General features: G+C 67.8%; 15 protein-coding genes. 8 read left to right on the top strand and 7 right to left on the bottom strand.

What is annotated here, in order from left to right; translation table 11 throughout:
- Positions 1-25: 25 nt before the first annotated feature.
- Positions 26-295, top strand: coding sequence for a YciI family protein (locus ACX938_RS05635; protein ID WP_459430300.1), 270 nt, complete (start codon positions 26-28; stop codon positions 293-295).
- Positions 295-714, top strand: a complete 420-nt coding sequence (locus tag ACX938_RS05630; RefSeq protein WP_459430299.1) for an EVE domain-containing protein — start codon at positions 295-297, stop codon at positions 712-714. Before ACX938_RS05635 ends, ACX938_RS05630 begins: the two co-directional genes overlap by 1 nt.
- Before the next feature lie 1,030 nt (positions 715-1,744).
- Here ACX938_RS05630 and ACX938_RS05625 read toward each other — a convergent pair.
- The 4 genes from ACX938_RS05625 to ACX938_RS05610 all read right to left on the bottom strand — a co-directional run bounded on the left by ACX938_RS05625 (position 1,745) and on the right by ACX938_RS05610 (position 4,980).
- Positions 1,745-2,086: a DUF2853 family protein gene (locus ACX938_RS05625; protein WP_232754531.1), complete on the bottom strand. Its 342-nt coding sequence runs from the start codon at positions 2,084-2,086 to the stop codon at positions 1,745-1,747.
- 172 nt (positions 2,087-2,258) lie between these two features.
- Positions 2,259-3,056, bottom strand: coding sequence for a PRC-barrel domain-containing protein (locus ACX938_RS05620; protein ID WP_459430298.1), 798 nt, complete (start codon positions 3,054-3,056; stop codon positions 2,259-2,261).
- 153 nt (positions 3,057-3,209) lie between these two features.
- Positions 3,210-4,601: an adenosylhomocysteinase gene (gene ahcY / locus ACX938_RS05615; protein ID WP_459430297.1), complete on the bottom strand. Its 1,392-nt coding sequence runs from the start codon at positions 4,599-4,601 to the stop codon at positions 3,210-3,212.
- A gap of 76 nt (positions 4,602-4,677) precedes the next feature.
- Entirely contained in the window at positions 4,678-4,980 is a 303-nt protein-coding gene (locus ACX938_RS05610) for a hypothetical protein (protein ID WP_232754534.1), read from the bottom strand.
- A 183-nt stretch (positions 4,981-5,163) separates the two neighbouring features.
- Here ACX938_RS05610 and ACX938_RS05605 point away from each other — a divergent pair, with 183 nt between their 5' ends.
- Positions 5,164-5,760 (top strand): HD family hydrolase, encoded by a 597-nt coding sequence (locus tag ACX938_RS05605; protein ID WP_232754535.1) that lies wholly within the window; start codon positions 5,164-5,166, stop codon positions 5,758-5,760.
- Between the two features lie 13 nt (positions 5,761-5,773).
- Here the strand turns inward: ACX938_RS05605 and ACX938_RS05600 are convergent, their stop codons facing one another.
- Positions 5,774-6,991 (bottom strand): MFS transporter, encoded by a 1,218-nt coding sequence (locus ACX938_RS05600; RefSeq protein ID WP_459430296.1) that lies wholly within the window; start codon positions 6,989-6,991, stop codon positions 5,774-5,776.
- Positions 6,992-7,079: 88 nt separating this feature from the next.
- Between ACX938_RS05600 and ACX938_RS05595 the strand changes: the two genes are divergently transcribed.
- The 3 genes from ACX938_RS05595 to ACX938_RS05585 all read left to right on the top strand — a co-directional run bounded on the left by ACX938_RS05595 (position 7,080) and on the right by ACX938_RS05585 (position 10,666).
- The gene (locus ACX938_RS05595) at positions 7,080-7,559 is read left to right on the top strand and encodes an Lrp/AsnC family transcriptional regulator (protein ID WP_459430295.1); all 480 of its coding nucleotides are present in this window, start codon (positions 7,080-7,082) and stop codon (positions 7,557-7,559) included.
- A gap of 214 nt (positions 7,560-7,773) precedes the next feature.
- Complete coding sequence (locus tag ACX938_RS05590) at positions 7,774-9,261, top strand: NAD-dependent succinate-semialdehyde dehydrogenase (protein WP_232754538.1); 1,488 nt, start codon at positions 7,774-7,776, stop codon at positions 9,259-9,261.
- A gap of 34 nt (positions 9,262-9,295) precedes the next feature.
- On the top strand, positions 9,296-10,666 hold the full coding sequence (locus ACX938_RS05585) for an aminotransferase (RefSeq protein ID WP_459430294.1): 1,371 nt from the start codon (positions 9,296-9,298) through the stop codon (positions 10,664-10,666).
- Positions 10,667-10,700: 34 nt separating this feature from the next.
- Here ACX938_RS05585 and glpD read toward each other — a convergent pair whose 3' ends face one another.
- Complete coding sequence (glpD, locus tag ACX938_RS05580) at positions 10,701-12,308, bottom strand: glycerol-3-phosphate dehydrogenase (RefSeq protein ID WP_459430293.1); 1,608 nt, start codon at positions 12,306-12,308, stop codon at positions 10,701-10,703.
- Between the two features lie 268 nt (positions 12,309-12,576).
- Between glpD and ACX938_RS05575 the strand changes: the two genes are divergently transcribed.
- Complete coding sequence (locus ACX938_RS05575) at positions 12,577-12,990, top strand: DUF7282 domain-containing protein (protein WP_232754541.1); 414 nt, start codon at positions 12,577-12,579, stop codon at positions 12,988-12,990.
- A gap of 388 nt (positions 12,991-13,378) precedes the next feature.
- Here ACX938_RS05575 and ACX938_RS05570 read toward each other — a convergent pair whose 3' ends face one another.
- Positions 13,379-14,605 carry an argininosuccinate synthase gene (locus ACX938_RS05570; protein WP_459430292.1) on the bottom strand — a complete coding sequence of 409 codons (1,227 nt, stop codon included), beginning with the start codon at positions 14,603-14,605 and terminating at the stop codon, positions 13,379-13,381.
- A gap of 168 nt (positions 14,606-14,773) precedes the next feature.
- On the opposite strand from ACX938_RS05570, the gene ACX938_RS05565 reads away from it, so the two are divergent.
- Positions 14,774-15,535 carry a hypothetical protein gene (locus ACX938_RS05565; RefSeq protein WP_459430291.1) on the top strand — a complete coding sequence of 254 codons (762 nt, stop codon included), beginning with the start codon at positions 14,774-14,776 and terminating at the stop codon, positions 15,533-15,535.
- The last annotated feature ends 64 nt before the right edge of the window (positions 15,536-15,599 follow it).

The raw sequence follows: 15,599 nt of genomic DNA, 5'->3' as shown, positions 1-15,599 counted from the left end.
ACCTTTGCAAGGAGAGGAGAAAGACATGCTCGTAGCCCTGACCGCCCGGGACAAGCCCGGCGCCCTGGAGATCCGCAAGGCCAACCGCGACGCGCATCTGGCCTATATCGAGGACACCGGCGTGGTGACCCAGGCCGGGCCGCTGATCGTCGACGGCGAGATGGCCGGCTCGCTGGTGATCCTGGAGGTCGCCGACATGGCGGCCGCCGAAGCCTGGGCCGAGAACGACCCCTACGCCAAGGCCGGGCTTTTCGCCTCGGTCGAGCTGGTGGAATGGAAGAAGGTGATCGGCTGATGCGCTATTGGCTGTTCAAGTCGGAGCCCTCGACCTGGTCCTGGGACGACCAGGTCGCCAAGGGCGCCGAGGGCGAGGAATGGGATGGCGTGCGCAACTACCAGGCGCGCAACTTCATGCGCGAGATGGCGCTGGGCGACCGCGGCTTCTTCTACCATTCCCAGAAGGAGAAGGCCGTGGTCGGCACCGTCGAGGTGATCGCCACCTCGCATCCCGACAGCACCACCGAGGACGCGCGCTGGGACTGCGTGGACATCAAGGCGCTTGCGCCGCTGACGACGCCGGTGACGCTGGAGATGATCAAGGAGGACCCGGCGCTCTCCGAGATGGTGCTGGTGAAGAACTCGCGGCTCTCGGTGCAGCCGGTGAGCGGTGAGGAATGGGCGCGGATCTGCGCGCTGGGCGGGGTCGAGGGCTGAGGGGAGGCGGGGTCCGGTTGTTGGGTCGGCGTTTCCTGCACGCGGGTAGAGCGAATGCCCGAGGCGGAGCTGACCGCGCCTTGAGCGAACACCTTTGTCCGTCCTTCGCATGCCAGTGCTCGGCTTCACGCGCGACCTGACCCATCCAAGCGCCCCTCTTGCGCCCGAATAGCACCGAAGGTGCCGGGCGCGCGCCGGACCGGCCCGATGGGCCGGCGCTCCTTGGGATGGCGTGCCTAGCCTACAGCGAGCAATGACCTTGCCGGGATAAAGCGCTTAGCTTGGAGGTCGGAAGCGCCGGCCCCCGGTCCGGCGCGCGCCCTTTGTTTCGACCGAGGGTCTCTTGCAGTCGCACGTCTTTCGTTCGGAAGCGCCCGAATACCGACCATGTTCTGCTGAGACGGGTTGAGAGCTGCCGAACCGAACCGCGGATCTTGCGCGAAGCCCTTCGTGACACCCACCGCTAGCACTCTCTCGGAACTCACGGAGACAAGCCCCCCCCACCATCCGGCCAAATCCCCCGGTGGGCGGTTGGGTCCGACGGCGCCGTCGGACCCGGTCCCCGAAGCGCCCGCTTCCGCGGCGCCTGGCCGGTGGTCCCCAATCGCCGCCGACAGATAAACGTTACACCGGTATACCGGCGAACCGCAAAGCCTAAGACCTCAAAATTTTCGATATATTTTAATGGTTTGGTGGGGTATCGCAGAGGCACACCGGCCCCTCCGGCCCTGCATCGCGCGGGCCCGTAGCGCATCCTTGCCTATCCCTGTCTTGGAAAGCCCTGCTCCGGGTGTGGTTTGGGTCCGGCGTATTCGCCGGACCCGATCCCCTGCGCTCCCACACGCCCCCGGATGTCGGGTCGGCGCCGGCCCCCTACTGCCGGCGACATGTCCTAGATACACCGGTATACCGGTCGCCTGCAAAAGATAAGCGCCTCAAATTCGAGGCGCTTTCTCCTGATTCCACGGCTTAAACCCGCGCCTGTCCACAGGCCCGCGAGACGCCCCAAGGGCCCCCGCGCAGCCCGGCCTCAGGCGTAGGCCTGTTCCCGGCCGAAGTGCTTGGTCAGCAGGTAGTAGAAGACCGCGCGATACTTGTTGCGCTCGGACCGGCCGTAGGTCTCGACCGCCGCGTCGATCCCGGCCATCAGATCCGCGCTCTCGGGCAGGCCGAGCTTCTTCATCAGGAAGTTGCGCTTGATGGTCTCGAGCTCCTCGGGGTCCGAGGCCGCCACGGTCGAGGCGTCGTCGTTGTAGATCGCCGGGCCGCAGCCGATGGTGACCTTGGTCAAAAGGTCCATGTCCGGCTGCATGCCGCATTTGCCGCGCAGGTCCTCGGCGTATTTCTCGATCAACTCGTCACGTTTTCCCATGGTATCGCTCCTCCACTGTCCCATGTCCGCGCCGTCACGGGGGCGCGATGCGGAAACGCTATGCGCGGGTCATGCGCGCGCTCAAGAAAAAACGCCCCGCGGCGGAACCGCGGGGCGTCGGGACGGGCAGGGCACGAGAGGGGAGCCGGCCCTGCCGGTCATCCGCGCGAGATCAGTTGTTCTGGGTCTCGCCGTCCTCATCCATGGAGCTGTCGCTCTCCATCTCGGTCTCGCCGCCGGCTTCGGCTTCGGCCTCTGCCTCGGCGCCCATGTCGGTCTCTGCTTCGGCTTCGGCCTCGGCTTCCGCCGCGCCGTCGCTCTCGGTTTCGGAGGCCGCACCGTCGTCCATGCCGGCCTCGGTGTCGGCCGAGCCGCCCATCGAGGTGCCGCTGGTGGCCGAAGCGCCAGCCTCGGCGTCATCCGACAGAAGTTCCGCCAGGGCCATGTCTTCCGGCAGGCCGGTCACGCCGGTCTCGTCGAACTCCGGGCGTTCCTTCAGCTCTTCCTTGGTCGAGGCCAGGATCAGCACCTGCTGCTCGGCGTCGAACTCGAAGTCACCGATCGGCAGGGCCACGGTGTATTCGCCAAGGCCCAGGAAACCGCCGATGCCGATCACCGCCTCGAGGCCGTTCGGCCCGTCGATCAGGTAGTCGATCTCGCCGATGTTCTCGCCCTCGGTGCTTTGCACCGGCAGGCCGATCATGTCGCCCACGGTCATCTCCTCGAGCGACTGCGGCGGGGTTTCCTCGGCCATCTCGGTCTCGGCTTCCGCGCCGGCCTCACCGGACATGCCGGTCTCGCCGGTGGTGCCCAGCTCGGCGCCGGTGCCGCCGGCCTGGCCTTCGGTGGCGCTCATCTCGCCGCCTTCGGTCTGCGCCTGGGCGTCCGTGCTGGAGTCCTGGGCATAGGCCGCCCCGCCGGCGAAAAGGGCTGCGGTTGCGGCGCTCATCATGAGGGTCTTCAGGGTCATTGCTGTCGTGCCTCCTTGGTCACGGTTGCTATGCCCCCAGAACAGCGACGCCCCGTCCAAGGTTTCGGACGGGGCGCGGCAGGTGGTCGCAGGATTTGCGGGATTTGGCCGACGGCTGGGCAGGTTCCCGCCCAGAGCCGGAAAATCGCCGCGTCAGTAGCGGTAATGCTCGGGTTTGAAGGGCCCTTCGGGCGTCACGCCGATATAGGAAGCCTGGTCGGGGCTGAGCTGCGTCAGCTTCACGCCGATCCGGCCGAGGTGCAGCCGCGCGACTTTTTCGTCGAGATGCTTGGGCAGGATGTAGACCTGGTTCTCGTAGTCATCGCCGTTCTTCCAGAGCTCGATCTGCGCCAGCACCTGGTTGGTGAAGGAGGCCGACATCACGAAGGACGGATGGCCCGTGGCGTTGCCGAGGTTCAGAAGGCGCCCCTCAGAGAGGAGGATGATGCGCGAGCCCGAGGGCATCTCGATCATGTCCACCTGGTCCTTGATGTTGGTCCACTTGTGGTTCTTCAGGTTGGCGACCTGGATCTCGTTGTCGAAGTGGCCGATGTTGCCGACGATCGCCATGTCCTTCATCTCGCGCATGTGCTCGATGCGGATGACGTCCTTGTTGCCGGTGGTGGTGATGAAGATGTCCGCTGACTGCACCACCTCTTCGAGAAGCACCACCTCGAAGCCGTCCATGGCCGCCTGCAGGGCGCAGATCGGGTCGGCCTCGGTGACCTTCACCCGCGCGCCGGCCCCGGCGAGCGAGGCGGCCGAGCCCTTGCCCACGTCGCCGTACCCGCAGACCACGGCAACCTTGCCGGCCATCATCGTGTCGGTGGCGCGGCGGATGCCGTCGACCAGGCTTTCCTTGCAGCCGTACTTGTTGTCGAACTTCGACTTGGTGACGCTGTCGTTCACGTTGATCGCCGGGAAGGGCAGCTGCTTGTCGCGCATCAGCTGGTAGAGGCGGTTCACGCCGGTGGTGGTCTCTTCCGAGACGCCGCGGATCTGGTCGCGGACCTTGGTGAACCAGCCCGGGCTTTGGGCCATGCGCTTCTTGATCTGGGCGAAGACCACCTCTTCTTCCTCGGAGGTCGGCGCGGCGATCAGCTCGCTCTCGCCGGCCTCGACGCGGGCGCCGAGCAGCACGTAGAGCGTCGCATCCCCGCCGTCGTCGAGGATCATGTTCGGCCCGTCCTCGAACTGGAAGGAGCGGTCGAGGTAATCCCAGTGCTCCTCGAGCGTCTGGCCCTTGATCGCGAAGACCGGGGTGCCGCCCTTGGCGATGGCCGCCGCGGCGTGGTCCTGGGTCGAGAAGATGTTGCAGGAGGCCCAGCGCACATCCGCGCCCAGCGCCACCAGCGTCTCGATCAGCACGGCGGTCTGAATGGTCATATGCAGCGAGCCGACGATGCGCGCGCCGTTGAGCGGCTGGCTCTCGCCGAACTCCTCGCGGCAGGCCATGAGGCCCGGCATTTCCGTCTCGGCGATGTCGAGTTCCTTGCGCCCGTACTCCGCGAGCGCGATGTCCTTCACGATGTAGTCGTCAGCCATCTTCCGTTCCTGCAAGAAATTCCTTTGCAGGGCAGATAGCACCTCGGCCGTATCCGGACAATCGCGCCGGGGTCGGTCAGCTTGCCACGCCGGGTTCCGGCGCGATGGTGGTCCAGAAGCGGCCCGCCGAGACCACGCAGCTCAGCCCGTTGGGGTTGGTGATGAAGATCGTGAAACTGCCGGTCTCCGGCGAGGACCAGATCTCGATCATGCTGGTGGGGGATTGCAGGCCGTTGCCGACCATGACCTCGGAATGGGTCTCTTCAAGCGCCTCGACCAGGTGGTCGCGGGGCATGCAGGGGGCGCTTTGCGCCCAGGCGGGCGGGGCCAGCGCTGCGGCGCCAAGCACGAAACCCGCGGTGAAGATACGTTTGAACATGTCGCTCTCCTAAGGTTGAAACCCAAGGGGCGGCGGCCCCTGTGGGTCAGGGGTGTGCCTTATATATGGGTGCTGCGGGGCTCACATACGAGATACGCTTTCGCGACGTGGCGTGTGCCGCTGCATCCCGTTATGAGGGCCGCGAGGCCGAAAAACCCCGCGAGTCGCCGAAAAGGAGAGGTCATGCCGCCCAAACAACCGCGCGCCTGGCAACGGATGCTGTCCGGGCGCCGTCTCGACCTTCTGGACCCGACGCCGGTCGACATCGAGATCGAGGACATCGCCCATGGCCTGGCCTTCGTGGCGCGCTGGAACGGCCAGACGCGGGGCGATTTCCCCTATTCGGTGGCCGAACATTCGCTTTTGGTCGAGGCGCTCTTCGGGCGGATGTATCCCCGCGCCTCGGTGGCCGACCGGCTGACCGCGCTGCTGCACGATGCGCCGGAATACGTGATCGGGGACATGATCTCGCCGGTGAAGACGGCGGTGGGGCCGGATTACGGCAAGCTCGACGACCGGCTCGCGGTGGCGATTCACGTGCGCTTCGGGCTCCCGGCGGTGCCCACCAAGGCGCTGAAGAAGCGCATCAAGGCGGCCGACAAGGTCTCGGCCTGGATGGAGGCGACCGAGATCGCGGGATTTGCCGTGGCCGAGGCCGACCGCTTCTTCGGCCGTCCCGCGCCCGAGCTGATCGACGGCTTGCGCATCGCGCCGCGCCCGCCGGTCGAGGTGCGCGCCGAGTTCACCCAGCGCCACGCGGACCTTCTGGCGGCGCTCTAGGCGTTGATGCGGCTCAGGCCGGGGCCGGGACGCCGCGCGGGCGGGTGCGGATGAAGAGCGTGACGATGATCGCGATGTTCATCAGGTTCCAGGCGATGCCGTTCCAGAAGGCCAGCGCGTAGGAGCCGGTCGCGTCGTAGATCACCCCCGAGAGCCAGCCGCCGAAGGCCATGCCGATCAGCGTCATCAGGATCACGAAGCCTGTGCGCGCCCCGGCCTCGCGGGCGGGCAGGTATTCCCGCACGATCACCGCGTAGGAGGGCACGATGCCGCCCTGGCTCAGCCCGAAGATCAGGCTGACGGCGTAGAGCGAGGTCAGCCCGCCCGCCGGCAGGTAGAGGATCAGCGCCAGGCACTGCAGGACCGAGCCCAGGAGCAGCGTGCGCACCCCGCCCAGCCGGTCGGCCAGCGCCCCCGAGACGATCCGCGAGGCGACCCCGCCCAGGAGCATCAGCGCCAGCATCTCCTTGCCGACCGCCGCGCCGAAGCCGAGGTCGACGCAAAGCGCCACGATATGCACCTGCGGCATCGACATGGCGACGCAGCAGCCGATGCCCGCCACCGCCAGCGCCCATTGCAGCTTGCGGGGTGAGAGGCCGGTGGCGCTGGCCCTTGCGCTCGCCTCGGCCTCGGCGCGGGCCAGTGCGGCCTGGGGCACGCGGGGCCGGAGCGCCAGGCTCACCGGCAGGAGCACCAAAAGGGAGGCCACGCCCAAGGCGCCGTAGTCCCAGCGCCAGCCCGCGTCGCCGCCCAGCCAGTCCAGCGCCACCGGCCAGAAGGCCCCGGCCAGGTAGTTGCCCGAGGCGGTGACCGCGACCGCCAGCCCGCGCCGGCGCAGGAACCACTGCGAGATGTCGGCGATCAGCGGCGCGAAACAGGCGCCGGTGCCGAAGCCGATGGCGAATTGCACCGCGCAGAGGAACAGGATCGACGGCGAGAGCGCCGCCAGCCCGTATCCGCCCGCAAGCCCCAGGCCCACCACGGCCAGCACCCGCGCCATGCCGTAGCGGTCGACCCAGCGCCCGATCAGGAAGTTGCCCGCGCCGAATCCCAGCATGGTCAGCGCGTAGGGCAGCGAGGCCATGGCCCGGCTGGCCTCGAACTCGGCGGCGATCTCGGGCAGGGCGGAGATCACCGCCCACATGCCGACATTGCCGGTCACCGCCGCCAGGAGCGTGACCGCCAGCCGCATCCAGCTTTGTCGTGAGTCGAGACCGTCGGAGCTATGCATGGCCCAAGGCTTAGCCCTGCCCGGAGGCGAGGCCCAGCGCGAAATCGCGCGGCTTTCCATTCCCCGATCTTCGCGGCACAGTCGCGCCATGACCCGCCTCGACCAGCGCGATATCGAGATCCTGCGCGTCCTCGCCGCCGAGGGCCGGATCACCAAGGCCGAGCTCGCGCAGCGGGTCGGCCTGTCGCCGACGCCCGCCTGGGAGCGGCTGAAGAAGCTCGAGAAGGCCGGGGTGATCGAGGGTTACGGCGCGCGCATCGCCTACAAGGCCTTCGGGCCGCATGTGACGGTCTTCGTGGCCTGCGAGCTCGACGGCCACCGGGCCGAGGATTTCCGCGCCTTCGAGACCGCGCTCAAGGCCCAGGACGAGGTGACCTGGGCCTGGGCGCTGGGCGGCGGCTTCGACTACCTGATCCAGGTGGTGACCCGCGACATCGACAGCTACCAGCGGCTGATCGACCGGCTCCTGGCCGAGAAGATCGGGCTGGCGCGCTATTACACCTACATCGTCACCAAGCCGATCAAGGGCAGCCCGGGGCTGCCGCTGGCGCTTCTGGAAGGGCGCTAGGGGCGGGGTCTTTGCGGCGGGGCTCGCGGGGACCGAGTCGCCTGCCGTCCGCGGGCTGGGTCGCCCGCGCAGTACCCGGACCAGAGGGTTCCTCTGGCAAATCCCCCCGCAGCCAGAGGATCGGACTGTTTGGATGGTGAACTTTGGTCCCCTCCTCTGGCGGCGGGCGCCTAGCCTGAGGGCATCGCGTCGCTCTGTCCCGAGGAGATGGCCCATGAGCATTCACCGAACCTTTCCGAAATCGCCCTTGAGCGCGCTCAAGGATGCGCGGCTGGTGCGCAGCTTTTCCTATGTCGACGGCAAGTGGCGCAGCGCCGAGAGCGGCGCGGCCATCGCCGTCACAAATCCCGCGGACGGCGAGTGGCTGGGCGAGGTCTCGGCGCTCTCGGGCGACGAGGCCCGCGCCGCGGTGGATGCCGCCGACGCCGCCTTCGCCACCTGGTCCGAGACCCTGCCGCAGGAACGCGCGCGGCTTTTGCGGCGCTGGTACGAGCTGATGCTCGAGCACCAGGACGACCTGGCGCTCTTGATGACGCTCGAGCAGGGCAAACCCTATTCCGAGGCGCTGGGCGAGATCGCCTATGCCGCCGATTTCATCGAATTCTACGCCGAAGAGACCCGCCGCCCGAACATCGAAGGCGTGACCTCGCATCTGCCCGACGCCGAGGTCGAGCTCTGGCGCGAGCCGATGGGCGTGGCCGCGCTGATCACGCCCTGGAACTTCCCCTCGGCCATGCTGACCCGCAAGGCGGCGGCGGCGCTGGCCTCGGGCTGCACCGTGGTCGCGCATCCCTCGGCCGAGACGCCCTTCTCCGCGCTGGCGCTGGCCGAACTGGCCGAACGCGCGGGCTTCCCGCCGGGCGTCTTCAACGTCATCACCGGCGAGGCCCCCGAGGTGGTCGGCCCCTGGACCGAAGACCCCCGCGTGCGGGTCCTGTCCTTCACCGGCTCGACCGAGGTCGGGCGGCTGCTCTACCGCCAGTGCGCGGGCACGGTGAAATCGCTGATCATGGAGCTGGGCGGCCACGCGCCGGTCATCGTCTTCAAGGGCGCCGACCTCGACCAGGCGGTGACCGAGACGATCAAGGCGAAGTTCGCCACCTCCGGGCAGGATTGCCTCGGCGCCAACCGGATCTTCATCGAGCGGCCGATCTACGAGGATTTCGTGGCCCGCTTCACCAAGGCGACCGAGGCGCTGAGCGTGGCGCGCGGGCTCGACGATGCCGACATCGGCCCTCTGATGAACGAGAAGGCGGTTCAGAAGCAGGAGGCCCATGTGGCCGACGCGCTGAAGAAAGGCGCGGTGCTGAAATGCGGCGGCGCCCGGCGCGAGGACCTCGGCCCGCTTTTCTACGCGCCGACGGTTCTGGCCGATGTGCCCGAAAGCGCCGACATTCTGGCTGAGGAGACCTTCGGCCCGGTCGCGGCGCTGGTGCCCTTCGACACCGAGGAAGAGGTCGTCGCCCGCGCCAATGCCACCGAATACGGGCTGGTGGCCTATGTGCACAGCCAGGACCCCCGGCGCATCTACCGGGTCAGCCGCAAGCTGCAGTTCGGCATGGTCGCGGTGAACCGCACCAAGGTCACCGGCGCGCCGATCCCCTTCGGGGGCATGAAACAATCGGGCCTCGGCCGCGAAGGGGCGCGCCAGGGCTTGGAGGCCTTCACCGAAATCAAATACGTGTGCCGCGACTGGGCGTGAGGCCCGGCGCGATCAGGAATAAGGACGAGTTCTGATGCTGAGAAACGACATGCTGGAACAGTGGGACCGGGACAATTTCTTCCATCCCTCCACCCATCTGGCCGAATTCGCGCGGGGCAATGCACCGCATCGGGTGATCACCGGCGGGCAGGGCTGCCACATCGAGGATCGTGACGGCAACCGCCTGCTCGACGCCTTCGCGGGGCTCTACTGCGTGAACGTGGGCTACGGCCGCCAAGACATCGCTGAGGCGATCGCCGACCAGGCCCGCGAGCTGGCCTATTACCACGCCTATGTCGGCCATGGCACCGAGGCCTCGATCACCCTGTCGAAGATGATCCTCGACCGCGCGCCGGACCATATGTCCAAGGTCTATTTCGGCCTCTCCGGCTCGGACGCGAACGAGACCAACGTCAAGCTGATCTGGTATTACAACAACATCCTCGGGCGGCCCGAGAAGAAGAAGATCATCTCGCGCTGGCGCGGCTACCACGGTTCTGGGCTGGTCACCGGCTCGCTGACCGGGCTCGAGCTCTTCCACAAGAAGTTCGACCTGCCGCTGGCCCAGGTGATCCACACCGAGGCGCCCTATTACTACCGCCGCCCCGACCTCGCGATGAGCGAAGAGCAGTTCACCGCCCATTGCGTGGCCGAGCTCGAGGCGCTGATCGAGGCCGAGGGCGCCGACACGATCGCCGCCTTCATCGGCGAGCCGGTCCTGGGCACCGGCGGCATCGTGCCGCCGCCCGCCGGCTACTGGGAGGCGATCCAGGAGGTGCTGGCCCGCCACGACATCCTGCTGGTCGCCGACGAGGTGGTCACCGGCTTCGGGCGGCTCGGCACGATGTTTGGCTCCGAGCACTACGGGCTGAAGCCCGACCTGATCACCATCGCCAAGGGGCTGACCTCGGCCTATGCGCCGCTCTCGGGCTCGATCGTCTCGGACAAGATGTGGAAGGTGCTGGAGCAGGGCACCGACGAGAACGGGCCGATCGGCCACGGCTGGACCTATTCGGCCCATCCCATCGGCGCCGCCGCCGGGGTCGCCAACCTCAAGCTGATCGACGAGCTGGACCTTGTCGGCAACGCCGGGCGCAACGGCGCCTATCTCAACAAGGTGATGACCGAGGCGCTGGGCGATAACGCGAATGTCGGCGAGGTCCGCGGCGAGGGCATGCTCTGTGCCGTGGAACTGGTCGAGGACCGCGACAGCCGGACCTTCTTCGAGGCCGGGCGCAAGGTCGGCCCCTCGGTCGCCGCGGCGCTGCTCGAGGAAGGGGTGATCGGCCGGGCCATGCCGCAGGGCGACATCATAGGCTTCGCGCCGCCCTTCTGCCTGACCGAGGCGGAGGCCGACGAGATCGCCGGCAAGACCGCCAAGGCCCTGGCCAAGGTGCTGGGCTAACCCCCGGCCATGAGACCCGGAACCGGGCGGCGGCTCAGCCCGTCGCCCGGTCCTTTAGCGCCGCCGCGGCGTCCTGCATGAAGGTCTCGAGCAGGTCGATCTGCGGCTCGTCCAGCTTCAGCCCCAGCTTGGTGCGCCGCCAGACCACGTCCTCGGCGGTCTCGGCGTATTCCTTCTCCATCAGCCACATGACCTCGGCCTCGGTCAGGGTCGCGCCGAAGGGCGTGCCGAGGTCGGCCTCGGTCTTGGCCTCGCCCAGGATCTGCCAGGCCTCGGTGCCGTAATGGCGGATCATCCGCTCGGCCCATTTCGGCCCGAGGAAGGGATACTCCTCGGCGAGCTTCTCGATCCTGCCGCGGGTCTCGACCACCTTGAAGTCGCCGCCGGGCAGCGTCGCGCCCGCCGTCCAGGGGCCCTTGGCCGCGTCGAAATACGGCACGATCTTCTCGAGCGCGTGTTCGGCCAGCCGCCGGTAGGTGGTGATCTTGCCGCCGAAGATGTTCAGAAGCGGCGCCCCGCCGGCCTCGTCGAGCTTCAGCGTGTAGTCCCGGGTCGCCGCCGTCGCGCTTTTCGCGCCGTCGTCATAGAGCGGCCGCACGCCGGAATAGGTCCAGACCACGTCCTCGGGTGTCACCGGCGTCTCGAAGTATTCCGAAGCGAAATTGCACAGGTACTGCATTTCTTCCTCGGTGCATTCGGGCTTCTTGTCGGGGTCTTCCTGCTCGCTGTCGGTGGTGCCGATCAGGGTGAAATCCTGCTCGTAGGGGATCGCGAAGATGATCCGCCCGTCGCGGCCCTGGAAGAAGTAGCACTTGTCGTGATCGTAGAGCTTGCGGGTCACGATATGGCTGCCGCGCACCAGCCGCACGCCCTCGGTGGAGTTGCTGCGCACCTTGGTGCGGATGATGTCGCCGACCCAGGGGCCGCCGGCGTTGACCAGCATCCGCGCGTGGATCACCCGCTCGGCGCCCGAGCGGCGGTTCTGCAGCGTCACCGCCCAGAGGTCGCCCTCGCGCTTGGCCTCGACCACTTTCGTGCGGGTCAGGATGTCGGCGCCGCGGGCCTGGGCGTCGCGGGCGTTCAGCACCACCAGCCGCGAATCCTGCACCCAGGCGTCGGAATACTCATAGGCGTGCTGGAACTTGTCCTTGAGCGGCTTGCCTTCGACGCTGCGCTTGAGGTCGAGCGTCTTGGTCCCGGGCAGGATCTCGCGGCCGCCGAGGTTGTCATACATGAAGAGCCCCAGCCGGATCAGCCAGCCCGGCCGCCGGCCCTTCATCCAGGGCATCACGGTGTTCAGAAGACGCGAGGTCGGCGTCGAATTGTCGAAGCGCATAGACTTGTGGAAGGGCAGCACGAAGCGCATCGGCCAGGCGATATGCGGCATGGCGCGCAGCAGTGTCTCGCGTTCGATCAGGCTTTCGCGCACCAGCCGCACCTCGAAATACTCGAGGTAGCGCAGCCCGCCGTGAAACAGCTTGGTCGACGCCGAGGAGGTGGCCGAGGCCAGGTCGTTCATTTCGGCCAGGGCGACCGACAACCCCCGGCCCGCGGCGTCGCGGGCGATGCCGCAGCCGTTGATGCCGCCGCCGATCACGAAGAGGTCGTAGCTGTCCTGGTTCGGTTCCGTCCGGTCGTTCATCGCGTCCCCCGGGTCTGATCCAAGTCCTGCGCTGTCGCTCTACCGCAACCTAGGGCCAGAATCGAAGGGGCAATCCTTCCCAAAGCCGAACTTTGGCCCGCGGGCGGGGGTGATCTGCCTGCCAAGGCGGCAGGGCGCGGCTTCGTGCAATCCCGGGTCTGCGCGAAAAGCGCGGGGCGGGGTGAAACCCGGGGCGGCGATCTGACGTGGCTATCCATGTTCAACGACGCGGGCCGGCAAGGTCCGCCGCAGACACATGGAGATGAAGATGAAAACGCTGATGCTGAGCACCGCCTTCTGCGCCACCGCCTCGCTGGCCATGGCCGCCGCCCACGCCATGGCGCCGGGCGTCGAGGCCTCCGACCAGGCCGTCGAGAACGGCATGGTCACCGCCGCCAAGGTGATCGCCCCCGAGACCGGCTGGCTGGTCGTGCACCGCACCGACGCCGAGATGGCGCCCGGCCCGGTGGTCGGCCATGCCGCGCTCGAGGAGGGCGAGAACATGGAGGTCTCCGCCGAGCTGACCGAAGAGGTCGCGGCGGGCGACATGCTGATGCTCATGGTGCATTCCGAGGCCGGCGGCACCGAAGAGGGCGTCTTCGAATACACCCTCGGCGCCACCGAGGACGGCCCGATCCGGGTCGACGGCGAGCTGGTGATGACCACGATCACCGTGCAGTAAAGCGGTCAGGGACGCGCGCCGGCGACAGCTCTCCTGTAGTAAGGCCGTCGGCGTGTCTGGCCGTCCCGCCTCCCGCGGCCCCTGACCCACGGGCGGCGGGGCGGCCAACAGCTTTCGGGGCGCTCGGGCTTTTTGGACCGGGCGCCCCGAGGTGTTTTGGAGTTGGGGTTTCCCGGTCGGACGCCCCGGGCGTTCGGGGGTCGTCCTGTCTTTCCCGCGGTCTCTGGTGGGCGCTGGTGGGTCCGTCAGGTTAAGCGGCCGTCAGGCAGCGCAGCTATGAGACCCGGCACCTACCAGACCGAACACATGTCGACACAGCACCTGCCAAGCAAAGCGCGGACCCTCGGCCCGCACCTTTCTCTCACCCATTCTTCCCGTCAGGCCCGGTTCAGCCCTTCAGGCGGCGGTCCCGCGCGGCCAGGAGCTTCAGCCGCAGCGCGTTCAGCTGGATGAAGCCCGCCGCGTCCTTCTGGTCGTAGGCGCCGGCGTCGTCCTCGAAGGTCACATGCGCCTCGGAATAGAGCGAATGCTCCGACCAGCGGCCGACGGAGCGCGCCAGGCCCTTGTAGAGCTTCAGCCGCACGGTGCCGGTCACATGCGCCTGGCTGCGGTCGATCGCGGCCTGCAGCATCTCGCGCTCGGGCGAGAACCAGAAGCCGTTGTAGATCAGCTCCGCGTAGCGCGGCATCAGCTCGTCCTTCAGATGCGCCGCGCCGCGGTCGAGGGTGATCTGCTCGATGCCGCGATGCGCCTCGAGCAGGATGGTGCCGCCCGGCGTCTCGTAGATGCCGCGCGATTTCATCCCGACGAAGCGGCCTTCGACCAGGTCGAGCCGGCCGATGCCGTGCCGGTGCCCGTAGTCGTTGAGCGCGGTCAGCAGCGTCGCGGGCGACATCGCCTCGCCGTTGATCGCCACCGGGTCGCCCTTCTCGAAGGTGACCTCGATGAACTCGGGCGTGTCGGGCGCATCCTCGGGGTTCACCGTGCGCTGGTAGACGTAATCGGGCGCATCCTCGGCGGGATCCTCCAGCACTTTGCCCTCGGAGGAGGTGTGCAGCAGGTTCGCGTCGACGCTGAAGGGCGCCTCGCCGCGCTTGTCCTTGGCGATCGGGATCTGGTTTTCCTCGGCGAAGGCCAGGAGCTTCGTGCGCGAGGTCAGGTCCCATTCGCGCCAGGGCGCGATGACCTTGATGTCGGGGTTCAGCGCATAGGCCGCCAGCTCGAAGCGCACCTGGTCGTTGCCCTTGCCGGTCGCGCCATGGGCCACGGCATCTGCGCCGGTTTCCTGGGCGATCTCCACCAGCCGCTTGGAGATCAGCGGCCGCGCGATCGAGGTGCCCAGGAGGTAGAGCCCCTCGTAGACCGCGTTGGCGCGGAACATCGGGAAGACGAAATCGCGGACGAACTCCTCGCGAATGTCCTCGATGTAGATATTGGCCGGATCGATGCCCAGCAGCTCCGCCTTCTTGCGCGCGGGGTCGAGTTCTTCGCCCTGGCCCAGGTCGGCGGTGAAGGTCACCACCTCGCAGCCGTATTCGGTCTGCAGCCACTTCAGGATGATCGACGTGTCCAGACCCCCGGAATAGGCCAGAACGACTTTCTTGGGCGCGGACATGCTCAGGTCTCCTGCTTGCGGCCGCGGCGCGCGCGGGGCGCTGCGGGCGGGATTGCGATCTTCGCCGGGGCGCTTACCGGGTTTCGCCGCGCCCGGCAAGCTTTGCGCCTAGGCGGCGGGGCTGCCGCGTGCTAGCCCAAGGGGCGGGAAAGAGACGGAGTTTGGCCCATGAAGTCCTGGCGGATCCTGTCGCATTCGATCCGGCTCGTCTGGCGCAACCGCGTCGACGCGCTGAAGATCTCGGCGCTGCTCTACGGGTTGGTGGCCCTGGCGCAGCTGACCCTCGCGCCCGAACCCGCGATGATGCAGATGCCCGAGGGCGGCATGATGCCCATGCCCGAAGGCGAGATGCCCGGCCCGCCCGCCAACTTCGGCCTTTATGGGCTGATGGTCGTGCTGAACCTCGTGGTGTCGATCTGGATCGCGGTTGCCTGGCATCGCTACGTCCTTCTCGAGGAATATCCCGCGGGCTGGCTCACCGCCGTGCCGGTCGACCGCGCGGCGCTGTATTTCGCCCTGACGCTGATGATCGGCCTCGCGGTGAGCTTCTCCATTGGCTTGCCGGTGTTGCTTCTTTCGGCCATTGCGCCGCCGCTTTTGATCCTGGCGATTCCGCTGGGCATCGGGGCCTCCATCGCGCTCTTCTTTCGGCTGGGCCCGATCCTGCCCGCCATGGCGGTGGGTCAGCCGCTCGGCATCCGCGAGGCGCTCGAGGCCACCCGCGGCACCGCCGGCACGGCGCTCGCCATGGCCGGGTTGGGTGTCCTTCTGATGTTCGCGCTGCTGATCCCGCTGGCCCTGATCAACGCCGTGCTGCCCGCGCTGGGCCTCGTGGCGCAGATCGCCGCCAATTGGTTCGTGACCCTGGTCTCGGTCTCGGTACTGACGACCCTGCACGGGCATTACATCGAGGGCCGTCCGATCGACTGACGCTCGCGGGGCCGGGCCTTGCCGGGCCGCGGGCTTCACCCGACCCGCCGAGACCTGCGCCGCC

The organism is Roseivivax sp., from assembly GCF_054552075.1.
The sequence above is the reverse complement of the archived record's forward strand: the minus strand, read 5'-3'. Positions and strand labels throughout refer to the sequence as shown.

Bases quoted from the DNA above. Each gene is read 5' to 3' on its own strand.
- ACX938_RS05585 (WP_459430294.1), top strand. From the start codon at position 9,296: ATGCTGAGAAACGACATGCTGGAACAGTGGGACCGGGACAATTTCTTC.
- ACX938_RS05605 (WP_232754535.1), top strand. From the start codon at position 5,164: ATGCCGCCCAAACAACCGCGCGCCTGGCAACGGATGCTGTCCGGGCGC.
- ACX938_RS05635 (WP_459430300.1), top strand. From the start codon at position 26: ATGCTCGTAGCCCTGACCGCCCGGGACAAGCCCGGCGCCCTGGAGATC.
- ACX938_RS05625 (WP_232754531.1), bottom strand. From the start codon at position 2,086: ATGGGAAAACGTGACGAGTTGATCGAGAAATACGCCGAGGACCTGCGC.
- ACX938_RS05590 (WP_232754538.1), top strand. From the start codon at position 7,774: ATGAGCATTCACCGAACCTTTCCGAAATCGCCCTTGAGCGCGCTCAAG.
- ACX938_RS05565 (WP_459430291.1), top strand. From the start codon at position 14,774: ATGAAGTCCTGGCGGATCCTGTCGCATTCGATCCGGCTCGTCTGGCGC.
- ACX938_RS05595 (WP_459430295.1), top strand. From the start codon at position 7,080: ATGACCCGCCTCGACCAGCGCGATATCGAGATCCTGCGCGTCCTCGCC.
- ACX938_RS05620 (WP_459430298.1), bottom strand. From the start codon at position 3,056: ATGACCCTGAAGACCCTCATGATGAGCGCCGCAACCGCAGCCCTTTTC.
- ACX938_RS05600 (WP_459430296.1), bottom strand. From the start codon at position 6,991: ATGCATAGCTCCGACGGTCTCGACTCACGACAAAGCTGGATGCGGCTG.
- ACX938_RS05610 (WP_232754534.1), bottom strand. From the start codon at position 4,980: ATGTTCAAACGTATCTTCACCGCGGGTTTCGTGCTTGGCGCCGCAGCG.
- ACX938_RS05570 (WP_459430292.1), bottom strand. From the start codon at position 14,605: ATGTCCGCGCCCAAGAAAGTCGTTCTGGCCTATTCCGGGGGTCTGGAC.
- ahcY (WP_459430297.1), bottom strand. From the start codon at position 4,601: ATGGCTGACGACTACATCGTGAAGGACATCGCGCTCGCGGAGTACGGG.
- ACX938_RS05630 (WP_459430299.1), top strand. From the start codon at position 295: ATGCGCTATTGGCTGTTCAAGTCGGAGCCCTCGACCTGGTCCTGGGAC.
- ACX938_RS05575 (WP_232754541.1), top strand. From the start codon at position 12,577: ATGAAAACGCTGATGCTGAGCACCGCCTTCTGCGCCACCGCCTCGCTG.
- glpD (WP_459430293.1), bottom strand. From the start codon at position 12,308: ATGAACGACCGGACGGAACCGAACCAGGACAGCTACGACCTCTTCGTG.